13 protein-coding genes are annotated in these 12,697 nt (G+C 73.0%); 11 read left to right on the forward strand and 2 right to left on the reverse strand.

The genetic code is table 11. The annotated features are described in order from the left end of the window. The first annotated feature begins 194 nt into the window (after window positions 1-194). Window positions 195-1,133 (forward strand): cold shock domain-containing protein, encoded by a 939-nt coding sequence (locus DMP15_RS12810; protein ID WP_073574409.1) that lies wholly within the window; start codon window positions 195-197, stop codon window positions 1,131-1,133. A gap of 86 nt (window positions 1,134-1,219) precedes the next feature. Here the strand turns inward: DMP15_RS12810 and glnA are convergent, their stop codons facing one another. After that, window positions 1,220-2,641 carry a type I glutamate--ammonia ligase gene (glnA, locus tag DMP15_RS12815; protein WP_062395988.1) on the reverse strand — a complete coding sequence of 474 codons (1,422 nt, stop codon included), beginning with the start codon at window positions 2,639-2,641 and terminating at the stop codon, window positions 1,220-1,222. A gap of 183 nt (window positions 2,642-2,824) precedes the next feature. On the opposite strand from glnA, the gene DMP15_RS12820 reads away from it, so the two are divergent. Next, a complete protein-coding gene (locus DMP15_RS12820) occupies window positions 2,825-3,295 on the forward strand; it encodes an RDD family protein (RefSeq protein WP_073574170.1) in 471 nt (156 codons plus the stop codon). A gap of 11 nt (window positions 3,296-3,306) precedes the next feature. Here the strand turns inward: DMP15_RS12820 and DMP15_RS12825 are convergent, their stop codons facing one another. Then, a complete protein-coding gene (locus tag DMP15_RS12825) occupies window positions 3,307-3,984 on the reverse strand; it encodes a GntR family transcriptional regulator (RefSeq protein ID WP_073574169.1) in 678 nt (225 codons plus the stop codon). Between the two features lie 123 nt (window positions 3,985-4,107). On the opposite strand from DMP15_RS12825, the gene DMP15_RS12830 reads away from it, so the two are divergent. From DMP15_RS12830 to DMP15_RS12870, 9 genes are all read left to right on the forward strand, one after another. Next, complete coding sequence (locus DMP15_RS12830) at window positions 4,108-5,151, forward strand: LuxR C-terminal-related transcriptional regulator (protein WP_073574168.1); 1,044 nt, start codon at window positions 4,108-4,110, stop codon at window positions 5,149-5,151. A 207-nt stretch (window positions 5,152-5,358) separates the two neighbouring features. Continuing rightward, window positions 5,359-5,811 (forward strand): GlcG/HbpS family heme-binding protein, encoded by a 453-nt coding sequence (locus DMP15_RS12835; protein WP_224402122.1) that lies wholly within the window; start codon window positions 5,359-5,361, stop codon window positions 5,809-5,811. Beyond that, complete coding sequence (locus DMP15_RS12840; protein WP_073574167.1) at window positions 5,808-6,668, forward strand: MIP/aquaporin family protein; 861 nt, start codon at window positions 5,808-5,810, stop codon at window positions 6,666-6,668. The genes DMP15_RS12835 and DMP15_RS12840 overlap by 4 nt, the downstream gene beginning before the upstream one ends. Continuing rightward, entirely contained in the window at window positions 6,665-7,090 is a 426-nt protein-coding gene (locus tag DMP15_RS12845; protein WP_073574166.1) for a diol dehydratase small subunit, read from the forward strand. Before DMP15_RS12840 ends, DMP15_RS12845 begins: the two co-directional genes overlap by 4 nt. Before the next feature lie 3 nt (window positions 7,091-7,093). Continuing rightward, on the forward strand, window positions 7,094-8,815 hold the full coding sequence (locus DMP15_RS12850; protein WP_073574165.1) for a propanediol/glycerol family dehydratase large subunit: 1,722 nt from the start codon (window positions 7,094-7,096) through the stop codon (window positions 8,813-8,815). Beyond that, window positions 8,812-9,387, forward strand: coding sequence for a propanediol/glycerol family dehydratase medium subunit (locus DMP15_RS12855; RefSeq protein WP_073574164.1), 576 nt, complete (start codon window positions 8,812-8,814; stop codon window positions 9,385-9,387). Before DMP15_RS12850 ends, DMP15_RS12855 begins: the two co-directional genes overlap by 4 nt. 11 nt (window positions 9,388-9,398) lie before the next feature. Continuing rightward, window positions 9,399-11,267 (forward strand): diol dehydratase reactivase subunit alpha, encoded by a 1,869-nt coding sequence (locus DMP15_RS12860; protein ID WP_157818253.1) that lies wholly within the window; start codon window positions 9,399-9,401, stop codon window positions 11,265-11,267. Next, window positions 11,264-11,692, forward strand: a complete 429-nt coding sequence (locus DMP15_RS12865) for a glycerol dehydratase reactivase beta/small subunit family protein (protein WP_073574163.1) — start codon at window positions 11,264-11,266, stop codon at window positions 11,690-11,692. The genes DMP15_RS12860 and DMP15_RS12865 overlap by 4 nt, the downstream gene beginning before the upstream one ends. 211 nt (window positions 11,693-11,903) lie before the next feature. Next, entirely contained in the window at window positions 11,904-12,692 is a 789-nt protein-coding gene (locus tag DMP15_RS12870) for a (2Fe-2S)-binding protein (protein WP_083658061.1), read from the forward strand. The last annotated feature ends 5 nt before the right edge of the window (window positions 12,693-12,697 follow it).

A 12,697-nucleotide genomic window follows, 5' to 3' on the forward strand; every position in this document is an offset into this window, starting at 1 on the left:
GCGCGTAACACCCTCGTCGGCGCCCGCCCGGAGACTCTCCGGGCGGGCGCCGACGTATGTCCGGACCCGTCCGCCGGATGCCGCGCGGACCGCCGGTCGGCGCCGTACCGCAGCCCCGCGGGCCCGGCCCGTCGGACCGCGAGGCCCGTCGGGGAGACTGGGGCCAGTACCCGACCACCGATCTGGAGTTCTCGATGCCGCACGGGACCGTCCGCTGGTTCGACGCCGAACGGGGTTTCGGCTTCCTCGCCCCCGAGGACGGTTCGCCGGACGTGTTCGTGCACGCCTCCGAGATCGTCGGGGGCGGTGGCGCACCCGTGCTCCGGGAGGGCCAGGTCGTCGAGTTCGAGGTCGGCGAGAACGACCGCGGACCCCAGGCGCTGCGGGTGCGCGTCACGGCCGAGGCGGCCGACAGCGCCGTGGGCCTGCTCGGCACCGTCACCTGGTACGAGCCGGGGAAGGGATACGGCTTCGCGACCCCGGACGGCGGCGGCGCCGACATCTTCGTGCACAGCTCCGCCATCGTGACCGGCGGCGTGGTCACCGAGGGCCAGCGGGTGGCCTTCCTGGTCGTGGAGGGCGAGCGCGGCCCGCAGGCCGGGAACCTGATCCCGCTCGGGGCGGAGGTCGGCCCGCCCGCCGTGGACGACACCGCGGACGACGCCGACGGCACGGTCGCCTGGTACGACGAGGACAAGGGCTTCGGCTTCGTCACCCCCGACTCCGGCGGCGACGACGTCTTCGTCCACGCCCGGGCCCTGGCCGAGGGGCTGACCTGGCTCGCGGAGGGCGACCGCATCGCCTTCGAGGTGGCCCAGGCGGAGAAGGGCCCCCAGGCCCGTGACGTGCATCTGGTCCGGAGCGGTGAGCCCTCGACGGCGCCGAAGCGGTCGGCGCCCCCCGCGGGGCCGTCGTCGCGCGAGGTTCCCGCACGGGGCGGCGAGGGCGTCGTCGTCCGCTACGACGAGGACCGCGGCTTCGGGTTCATCTCCCCGGATGCCGGCGGGGACGACCTGTTCGTCCACGTGTCCGTGATCCGGGACGCGGAGCCGCTGCAGAAGGGCGACCGTGTCCGCTACGCGGTGCGGCAGAGCGACCGGGGCCCGCAGGCCGACCGCGTCGAGCGCCTCTGACGGGGCGGCCGACGACCCACCGGACGCGCCGAGGCCCGGCTCCCTGACGGGGGCCGGGCCTCGGTGTGACGTGGGTCAGTTGTGGATCACACGTCGTAGTACAGGGCGAACTCGTACGGGTGCGGGCGCAGCCGCAGCGGGTCGATCTCGTTCTCCCGCTTGTAGGAGATCCAGGTCTCGATCAGGTCCGGGGTGAACACGCCACCCTCGAGCAGGTAGTCGTGGTCCTGCTCCAGCTTGTCGATGACCGCACCGAGCGAGGCCGGGACCTGCGCGATGTCCTTGGCCTCCTCCGGCGGAAGCTCGTAGAGGTCCTTGTCGATCGGCGCCGGCGGCTCGATCTTGTTCTTGATGCCGTCGAGGCCGGCCATCAGGATCGCCGAGAAGGCGAGGTAGGGGTTGCCGGACGAGTCCGGGCAGCGGAACTCGACGCGCTTGGCCTTCGGGCTGTCACCGGTCAGCGGGATGCGGATGCAGGCCGAGCGGTTGCGCGCGGAGTAGACCAGGTTGACCGGGGCCTCGAAGCCCGGAACCAGGCGGTGGTAGGAGTTCACCGTCGGGTTGGTGAACGCCAGCAGCGACGGCGCGTGGTGCAGCAGGCCGCCGATGTAGTAGCGCGCGGTGTCGGACAGCCCGCCGTAGCCGGACTCGTCGTGGAACAGCGGCTGCCCGTCCTTCCACAGCGACGAGTGCACGTGCATGCCCGAGCCGTTGTCGCCGAACAGCGGCTTCGGCATGAAGGTGGCGGTCTTGCCGTTCTGCCATGCGACGTTCTTCACCAGGTACTTGAAGAGCATGACGTCGTCGGCCGCACGCAGCAGCGTGTCGAACTTGTAGTTGATCTCGGCCTGGCCGGCGGTGCCGACCTCGTGGTGCTCGCGCTCCACCTCGAAACCCGACGCCTGCATCGCGGTGACGATGTCGGCGCGCAGGTCGGCGTAGTGGTCGACCGGCGGGACGGGGAAGTAGCCGCCCTTGTAGTTGACCTTGTAGCCCAGGTTGCCCCCGACCTCCTCGCGGCCGGTGTTCCACCAGCCCTCCGCGGAGTCGATGTGGTGGTAGGCCTGGTGCGGGTCGGTGCCGAACCGGATCGAGTCGAAGACGTAGAACTCGGCCTCGGGCGCCATGTACGCGGTGTCGGCGATGCCGGACGCGGCCAGGTACTCCTGGGCCTTGCGGGCGACGTTCCGCGGGTCACGGGAGTAGGGCTCGCCGGTGATCGGGTCGTGCACGAAGAAGTTGATGTTCAGCGTCTTGTGCTTGCGGAACGGGTCGAGACGGGCGGTCGTCGTGTCCGGGTGCAGTGCCATGTCGGACTCGTTGATCGCCTGGAAACCGCGGACGGAGGAGCCGTCGAAGGCGGCGCCGTTCTCCAGGAGGTCGCCGGCCGTCTTGGCGGGGACGGTGAGGTGCTGCATGACGCCGGGCAGGTCGCAGAACCTGATGTCGACGTACTCGACCTTCTCGTCCGAGATGTACTTGAGTACCTCTTCGGCGTTGCTGAACACTCTCTGGGCTCCTTCATTCGCTGGTGGAGATCGTGGGTGACGGTAGGAGTGGCGTGTTGCTCACCCATCACTCACCTGTTTCACCGACGTTAACTGACCCGACCGCGACATCGATCACGTTCGTCATCGGTGTCCGGTCCGGTCCCGCTCGGTGGTGCGGCTACGGCGCCTACGCTAGAGAGCATGGCCCGTTGGATCGAGTCCTGGCTCCCCGGTTCATCCGCCGGGGGCTCCGCCCCGGCCGGACACCCCGGCGAGCGTTTCGGGCTGCCGGCGACCGGTCACTACTCCGTCGCCGGGTTCGGCCGCCGGGTCGCCGGCGTCTGCCTCGACTGGTTCCTGTCCTACCTGCTGGTGCTACTGGTCGCAGGGGTCGACGCGCTCGGCACCCCGGAGTTCAGCTGGTGGGTCCTCGGGACCTGGTTCGTGATCACCGCGCTGTCCGTGTCGGTGCTCGGCACGGCACCGGGGCACCTCGCGCTGGGGATGCGGGTCGCGCGCACCGACATGGCGACCCACGTCGGTGTCCCGCGGGCGCTGCTGCGCACCGCGATGATCGCGGTGGTGCTGCCGCCGTTCCTGCGTGACACCGACGGCCGGGGCTGGCACGACCGCGCGAGCCGCACGGTCGTGGTGCGGGTGCTGCGGGGCTGAGGCCCGGCGGCTCAGGCGCTCGCCGGGGGCGCGCCCAGAACCGATGCCCGGGTGCCCGCCAGGTGCACCCGGAGCACGGCCACCGCGCCCTGGCGGTCCCGGGCGCGCAGCCCGGCGAGCAGCTGCCGGTGCTCGGCGACCAGGCGCTCGGCCCGGCCGGGGAAGCGGCCGCCCAGTGCGCCCATGTTCATCCGCAGCTGCCGGTCACGCAGCGTCCCGTAGACCTCCAGCAGGATGCTGCGGCACCCGGCCCGCACCAGCACGGTGTGGAACTGGCGGTCGGCCTCGACGAAGGCGAGCTCGTCGCGCGCGGCCACGGCGGCGAGCTGGTCCTCGATCGCGGCGTCCATCGCGGCGGCGATGTGCTCCAGGGTCTCGTCGTCGACCCCCACGACGGTGGCGATCGCGTGCGACTCGATCACGTCGCGGGCCTCGACGACGGCGTCCACCTCACCGGGGGAGACCGGCACCACGAGCGCGCCGCGCTTGGGGTAGAGCTTCAGCAGACCCTCGGCCTGCAGCTGCAGGAACGCCTCGCGGACCGGCGTGCGGCTCAGCGCGAGCGGCCGCGCGACCTGACCCTCGCTGATCAGCTCGCCCGCGGGCAGGGAGCCGTCGAGGATCCCGGCCTTGGCGAACCGGTACGCCCGTTCGGTGGCGCTACCGCTTGCCCGTGACCCGTCGTCCACATCCGAAATGATGCCTGAACACGTCCGGCCCGGGTTCGCGAGGCTTGCCCACCCCGGTCGACATCCCTACCGTTCCCCTCCAGGAATGCGGCATAGATGCAAGATGGATACCGGGAGGACCGGGTGATCCTCGCTCACGGTGCGGCGCAGGACCGGGGTGTGACGACGCTGCTCGACGACCTCGTCCGGCGCACGACCAGCAGGCTGGGCGGTGGTGGCGGCACCGTCGCGTTGCTGGGCGACCCGGCACCGGTCGTGCACCGCGATCCCCTGCCCCCGGTGGAGGACGTGCTGGCCCGCCTGGTCCGGGAGCCCCGCACCCTCCTTGTGGAGGGGGACGGCCCCGGCACACCGGACGTGCTCGGAACCCCCCTCTGGTGGGACGACGAGTTGCTCGGAGCCTGTGCTTTCGGTGGGGGTGGACGCTTCCGCGATTCCGACGTCGCCGCGGTCGAGGGGTTCGCCGAGCAGGCGGCCGTCGCGGTGATGGCGGCCCGGCTGCTCGCCGACGTCCCGGCGGTCGCGACCGCCCCCGCCGCGCCGCAGCTGCTGCCGGAGCTGCGGGCCGAGCTGGACCGCGCGCTGCGCGCGCTCGGTGCCCGCGGCGGCGTGGTCACCCTGGGTACCGAGCGGGTGCCGGCCCCGGTCGTCGCGACGGGGGTGCACGAGGTCGCGCGGCTGCTGCTCGACAACGCGGTGCTGCACTCCGGTGCGTGCACGCTGCGGGTGGGGCTGGCGTTCGAGACGGGAACGGTCCGTCTGCTCGTCGAGGACGACGGCCGCGGTTTCGACCCCGTCACCGCGTCCCGGTCCGGGCTGGACCGGGTCGAGTCCACCGTGCGCGCCGCCGGCGGCCGGCTGGAGATCGACAGCGTCCCCGGGTGGGGGACGCGCGTGCGGGCCTGCTGGCCCGACCCGCCCACCCCCTGCACAGCGGGTCCGCTCGTCGCGCCGCCCGCCGGCCTGCAGCCGGCCCGCGGCCAGCACACGCTGACCCTGCGGGAGCGGGAGGTCCGCGCACTCGTCGAACAGGGGCTGGCCGACAAGCAGATCGCCACCCGGCTGGCCATCTCGGTCAAGACGGTGGAGAAGCACGTCGGAGCGGTGCTGCGGAAGACCGGTGCCCGCAACCGGACCATGCTCGCGCGTTTCGGCGCGGGCAACTGAGCGAGGGCCGCACGCAGGACGGCGTGGCCGCCGTCGCTGCGGCCGGCCGGGCCACCTGGTCGACGCCGCTTCGGCGACCGGTCCGTCGACCCCTCCGCACCGGCGCCGACTGGGCCGTACGGCCCTCTCCGGAGGGTGTGGGGGTGGGGGTGAGGTAGGGAGAGTCCTCATATCTGCGTGGGTGACCGCGCTCATAGCGTCCTCGTCGTGGCCCGGTACGGACCCGGGCAGCTCGACTCGACGAGGAGTGAGGCCCGGATGCAGCGACTGACCCTCCAGGACGCAGAGAAGGCGCTGGCCGCCGGACTGGCGAAGGCGACCGAGATCGGCCAGCCGATGAACGTGGCGATCGTGGACGACGGCGGTCACCTGCTCGCCTTCGCCCGCCAGGACGGCGCGATCCGCGCGAGCATCGACATCGCCCAGCGCAAGGCGCGCACCTCGATCCTGATGAACCTGCCGACCGCGGCGCTGACCCCGCTGGTGCAGCCCGGTGCCGAGCTCTACGGCCTGGAGCACACCGCCGGTGGCATGGTCATCTTCGGCGGCGGCATCCCGATCCACCGCGACGGTGAGCTCGTCGGCGCGGTCGGGGTCAGCGCCGGCTCGGTGGAGCAGGACGTGACGGTGGCCGAGGCCGCCGTCGCGGCACTCGCGTGAGCCGCGGGGACGCCGGCGAGCTCGCAGCCGAGTTCGCCGGGACCTTCGTCCTGATCCTCATCGGCTGCGGCACCGTCGCCCAGGTCGTGACCTCCGAGGGCGCCAACGGCGACTGGGGCACCCTGGTCTGGGGCTGGGGCGTCGCGGTCACCATGGGCGTCTACATCGCCGGCCGCGTGAGCGGCGCCCACCTCAACCCGGCCGTCACCCTGGCGCTGGCCGTGTTCAAGGGCTTCTCCTGGCGCAAGGTCGTGCCCTACTGGCTGGCCCAGACGGTCGGCGCATTCCTCGCCGCCCTCGTCGTGCGGGCCGTCTACGCCGGCCCGATCGCGGCGGTCGACCCCGGCCACACCGTCGCCACGCAGACCATCTTCTCGACCCTGCCCGGCGAGCACGTCACGATCTTCGCCGCGTTCGGCGACCAGATCGTCGGCACCGCCCTGCTCGTCTTCGTGATCTTCGCGCTGACCAACGCGTTGAACAACCCGCCCGGCGCCAACATGGCGCCCTTCATGATCGGCTTCCTGGTCGTCGGCATCGGCATCGCGTTCGGTGCCAACGCCGGCTACGCGATCAACCCGGCCCGTGACCTGGGCCCCCGACTCGCCTCGTTCGTCACCGGCTACGACACCGCGTTCGTCACCGCCGCCGGTGTCCCGTACTGGTGGCTCCCGATCGTCGCCCCGCTGCTCGGTGGCCTGATCGGAGGCGGCGCCTTCGTCCTGCTGGTCGAGCGCTTCCTCACCCCGGCCGAGCTGGAGGCCGCCGCGACCGGCGAGACCCCCGTCGGCCGCGTCCCGCACCCGGAGGCCCCGGTCGAGCAGCCCGTGGCGTCCCGCCTGGAGGAGACCCGATGACCACCACCCTCGGCCCCACCGACTACCCGCTGTCCGTACAGCGGCCCGACCTGCTCCGCACCCCGACCGGCCGGCCGCTGGCGGAGGTCACCATGGCCGCCGTCGTGTCCGGGGAGATCCGCAACGAGGACCTCCGCATCTCGCCCGAGACCCTGAAGCTCCAGGGCGAGATCTCCGACTCGGTCGGCCGCCGCCAGCTCGCCGAGAACATGCGGCGTGCCGCCGAACTCACCGCCGTCCCCGACGAGGAGGTCCTCGCGATCTACAACGCGCTGCGGCCCCGCGCCTCGTCGGCCGCCCGGCTCGCGGAGATCGCCGACCGGCTGGAGAACGACTACGCCGCCGCCACCTGCGCCGCGCTCGTCCGCGAGGCCGCGCAGGTCTACGCCGCCCGCGACCTGCTCGCCCGCGAAGGAGACTGACCGATGACCAGCACCCTCCCCGAGGCGGGCACCCCGGCGACCGGGGCCCGGACCTCCAAGCGCACGGACATGCTCGAGTCCCGCCCGGTCAACCTCGACGGCTTCGTCGAGGAATGGCCGGAGAAGGGTCTCGTCGCCATGGAGAGCGACTTCGACCCGCAGCCGAGCGTCCGCGTCGAGAACGGCGTGATCGTCGAGATGGACGGGCGCGAGCGCGCCGAGTTCGACTTCATGGACACCTTCATCGCCGACCACGCGATCGACGTCGAGGTCGCCGAGCGGGCCACCGCGATCCCCTCGACCGACATCGCGCGGATGCTCGTCGACCCGGGCGTCACCCGGGCCGACCTGCTCGACATCACCCGCGGCCTCACCCCGGCCAAGCTGCTCGACGTCGTCAAGCTGCTCAACGTCGTCGAGATCATGATGTCGATGCAGAAGATGCGGGCCCGTCGCAGCCCCGCCAACCAGGCGCACTCCACCAGCGCCCGGGACAACCCCATCCAGGTCGCGGCCGACGCCGCCGAGGCCGCGCTGCGCGGCTTCGCCGAGATGGAGACGACCCTCGGCGTCCTGCGCTACGCCCCGCTCGTGGCCATCGGCCTGCAGGTCGGTGCCCAGTCCGGGCGCGGCGGTGTCATCACCCAGTGCGCGCTGGAGGAGGCCACCGAGCTCGACCTGGGCATGCGCGGCATCACCGGCTACGCCGAGACGATCTCGGTCTACGGCACCGAGTCGGTCTTCGTCGACGGCGACGACACCCCGTGGTCGAAGTCGTTCCTCGCCAGCGCCTACGCCTCCCGCGGCATCAAGATGCGCTTCACCTCGGGCACCGGGTCGGAGGTGCAGATGGGCAACGCCGAGGGCCGCTCCATGCTGTTCCTCGAGATCCGCTGCATCCTGATGGCCAAGGGCGCCGGCGTCCAGGGCCTGCAGAACGGCTCGATCAGCTGCATCGGCGTCCCGGGTGCGGTCCCCGGCGGCATCCGGGCCGTCGCCGCCGAGAACCTGGTCTGCAACATGGTCGACCTCGAGTGCGCGGCCGGCAACGACCAGTCGTTCTCGCACTCGGCGATGCGCCGCACCAGCCGGCTCATGCCGCAGCTGCTGTCCGGTCAGGACCTGGTGTGCTCCGGCTTCTCCGGCGTGCCGAACTCGGACAACATGTTCGCCGGGTCGAACCTCGACGTCGAGGACTACGACGACTGGAACACCATCCAGCGCGACCTGCAGATCGACGGCGGCCTGCGCCACGTCCGCGAGCCGGAGATCCTCGCGGTGCGCGAGAAGGCGGCCCGCGCGATGCAGGCCGTGTTCGCGGAGCTGGACCTGCCCCGGATCACCGACGAGGAGATCGAGGCGGCCACCTACGCCAACTCCAGCGCCGACTACCCGCTGCGCGAGGTCCTCGAGGACCTCAAGGGCGCCCAGTCGGTCATGGACCGCGGCATCACCGGTCTCGACCTGGTCAAGATCCTGGAGCGCACCGGCTTCCACGACGTCGCGGAGAACCTGCTGCAGGTCCTGCGCCAGCGCGTGTCCGGCGACCTGCTCCAGACCTCGGCGATCCTCGACGAGAACTTCGTCCCGCAGGCCGCCATCAACGACGCCAACGACTACGCCGGTCCCGGCACCGGCTACCGCCTGACCGGCGACCGGTGGAACGCCCTGAAGAAGCTGCGCCACGTCACCAGCGCCGAGAACCCCGAGGAGGAGGTCTCGTGAGCACCGCTACCGAGAACCCGTTGTCGCTCACCGAGATCGGGCCCGCCGAGCGCGGCACCCGGCCCGACGAGGTCGTCATCGCGGTGTCCCCGGCGTTCGCCGGGTTCTTCACCCGCACGATCGTCGACGTCCCGCACGCCGAGGTGCTGCGCCAGCTCATGGCGGGCATCGAGGAGCAGGGCGTGACGTCGCGGCTGATCCGGGTGTGGGACACCGCCGACCTGGCGGCCATCGCCCACACCGGCGCGAAGCTGTCCGGCTCCGGGATCTGCGTGGGCCTGCTGTCGCGGGGCACCACGATGATCCATCAGAAGGACCTGGCCCGGCTGTCGAACCTGGAGCTGTTCCCGCAGTCCCCGCTGCTCGACGCCGAGGTGTTCCGCGGCATCGGTTCCAACGCCGCGCAGTACGCCAAGGGCGAGTCGCCGCAGCCGGTGCCGACCCGCAACGACCAGATGGCCCGCCCCCGCTGGCAGGCCAAGGCGGCGCTGCTGCACCTCAAGGAGTTCGAGCAGATCCGCACCGGGGTGCGTCCGGTCGAGGTCGCCCTCGGCGCACCGGTCGCAGGCTGAAGGAGACACAGGTGCACGGGACGGACGGCTCGCGGCTGGTCGTGGGCGTGGACATCGGCAACTCGACGACCGAGGCCTGCGTGGCCTCGATCGACGCCGGCGGCCGGGTCACCTACCTCGGGACCGCCCTGACCCGCACCACCGGGGTCAAGGGAACCCCGGACAACACCGACGGCGCGGTGAAGGCGGTCCGCCGGGCCCTGGAAGGGGCCCGGCGCTCCGCCGACGAGCTGGACGAGGTGCTGCTCAACGAGGCGACACCGGTGATCAGCGGTCTCGCCATGGAGACGATCACCGAGACGATCATCACCGAGTCCACGATGATCGGGCACAACCCGGCGACGCCGGGCGGCAGCGGGATCGGGGTCGGCGTCACCGTCGCGATGGAGGACCTCACCGGCCCCGGCCCGGTCCCCGAGGGACCGGTGATCGCCGTCGTCGGGCGCGGGTGGGACTTCGACCGCGTCGCGCGGGTGCTGAACGATGCGCTCGGACGCGGCCTGGAGCTGGTGGCGGCGGTGCTGGCGCAGGACGATGCGGTGCTCGTCGCGAACCGGATCGACGTCTCGATCCCGATCGTCGACGAGGTCGGCGCCGTCGAGCGGGTGCCGCTCGGTATGTCCGCGGCGGTGGAGGTCGCCCTGCCGGGGCGCACCATCCGGACCCTGTCGGACTCCTACGGCCTGGCCACGGTGTTCGAGCTCGACCCCGACCAGACCCGGCAGGTCGCGCCGGTGGCGCGGGCGCTGACCGGGAACCGCTCGGCCGTCGTCGTCCGGACCCCGGCCGGGGACGTGACCGACCGCCGCGTCCCGGTGGGGGAGCTGGTCCTGACCGGGGCCGGCAAGACCCTGCGGGTCGACGTCGACGCCGGCGCCGACGAGATCATGGAGACCCTGGCCCGGGTGCAGCCCCTCGACGACGCGACCGGCCAGCCCGGCACGCACGTCGGCGGGATGCTCGCCCAGGTCCGGGACACGATGACCGACGTGACCGGGCAGCCGGCCGGGGAGATCCGGATCCGCGACGTGCTGGCCATCGACACGTTCGTCCCGCGCGAGGTGCGGGGCGGGCTGGCCGGTGAGGTGTCGCTGGAGAACGCCGTCGCACTCGCCGCGATGGTGCGCACCAGCCGCAGCCGGATGCAGGTCGTCGCCGACCGGGTCGCCGAGACGCTCGGCTGCTCGGCCCGGATCGGCGGCGTCGAGGGCGAGATGGCGGTCCGCGGGGCCCTGACCACCCCGGGCACCGACACACCGATCGCGATCCTCGACATGGGCGGCGGCTCCACCGACGCGGCGCTGCTGCTGCGGGACGGCACATGCTCCGCGGTGCACGTCGCCGGCGCGGGCGAGCTGGTCACCAAGCTGATCGACTCCGAGCTGGCGCTCGACGACCGTGAGACCGCCGAGCAGGTCAAGTGGTTCCCGCTGGCGAAGGTGGAGAGCTTCTTCCACGTCCGCCACGAGGACGGTTCGGTGCAGTTCTTCACCGAGCCGCTGCCCTCGCACGTGTTCGCCCGGGTCGTCGTCATGACCCCGGACGGGCCCGTCCCGGTGACGACGCGGCACTCCATCGACCACGTCGTGCGGGTGCGCCGGGAGGCGAAGCGCCGGGTGTTCGTGGTGAACGCGCTGCGGGCGCTGCGCCAGGTGGCCCCGAGCGGGTCGCTGCGCATGCTCGACTTCGTCGTGCTGCTCGGCGGGTCCGCGCTGGACTTCGAGATCCCGCAGATGATCGCCGACGCGCTCGCCGGGTCGGGCGTGGTCTGCGGTACCGGTAACGTGCACGGCACCGAGGGTCCGCGCAACGCCGTCGCCTCCGGTCTGGTCGACGCGCACGCGAGCTCGCTGGTCGGCAGCGGGGAGCCGGCGGCATGAGCCACCCGGGCCCGGCGTCGGCCCCGGAGCCGCCGTCGGTCGTCGTCGGGCACCACCCGGACATCCCGGACCCGGTGCTGCGCGAGGTGCTGGCCGGCGCCGAGGAGGAGGGCGTCCCGGTCACGACCTGGCCGGATCCGGGGGCCGTCGGGGGTCCCGACGGTGTCGTCGCGCTGGCCCACCGGGCGGCGCAGCGGTCCCGGCTCGACGTCGGCGTCGGGATCGACGCCGACGGCTCCGTGGTCGTGCACCACACCACGCTGCCCGCCGACCGGCCCGCCTTCACCGAAACCGGTCCGGGGCCGTCCATGCCGGCCGGCCCGGAGGGGGCCGGGGACCGGCCGCACGGGCGCCGGGCGGGCGCGGCGGCGGCCCGGATCGTGACCGGGCTGCCGCTGCCCGGGCCGGCCGGTGTCCGGCCCTGACGCGCCTCCCGGCCGTGGCGACGGCGACGGGACGGGCGACCGCGCGGGGCCTCCTCCGGCTGACGGTGCTCGCCGCACTGGTGGCGTCGTCGACGGCGACGCAGGCACTCGCCGTCGTGGCTGCTGCGGGGGTGGTGCTGTGGGTCGGACCGGTCGCCGGGACCCTCACGAACGGCTCGACCGGGACGATCCGGGATGCGAGGTTTCTCCGGTGACCACGGAGCGCATCGACATCGCGCGTACGGCCGCCACCCCGCCGGTGAGCGACGTGCTGGCCGGGCTCGCGGCGGTCGGGCCGTTCTTCGAGCTGCTCGACGCCACCGAGGAGCGGGCCGACGGACGGTCGGTCCGCCCGTTCGCCGCCGTGCTCGCTCCCGACGCGCTGCTGGACCGGGTCGAACGGACCCGGGTGGCGCTCGGGGCCGAGCCGCCGCTGGGCCGGCGGATCGCCGCGTCGATCGCGGTGCAGGGGCTCGCGGCGAAGCTGCTGTCCGGGCCGGTCGCGGCGCTGGCCCTGCACGGTGTCCTGGTCGACCTGCGGCCGGAGACGCTGTGGTGGTCGGCCACGCCGCTGGGCGACGTCGTCGCGCTCGACCCGCCCCGGGTGGCGCGCTGCCCGTTCCCGGCGCCGGACGCGCTGGCCCCGCTGGTCGACAACGTGCTCACCCCGCTCGTGGAGATCGCGGGCGAGCGCTTCGGGGTGTCCGGGACGGTGCTGTGGGGCAACGTCGCGTCGTCGGTCGCCGGGGCGAAGCGGGTGCTCGACATCCAGCGCCCCGACGCCGCGGACGCCGTCGCCGCCGTCGCCGCGGACCTGCTGGAGCACCCCCGGCTGACCGGTACGGGGGAGCGGCGGGCCCCGGTGGCGCCGGACCACGCCTGGACGTTCCGGCGGCGGTCCTGCTGCCTGTACTACCGGGTGCCCGGCGGCAGCACCTGCGCCGACTGCGTCCTGGCGGATCTGCGCGGCGAGCCGGCGTCCGGCGACCCCACCGACTGACCCGG

Source organism: Pseudonocardia sp. UM4_GMWB1, from assembly GCF_017312155.1.
Classification (GTDB): domain Bacteria; phylum Actinomycetota; class Actinomycetes; order Mycobacteriales; family Pseudonocardiaceae; genus Pseudonocardia; species Pseudonocardia alni.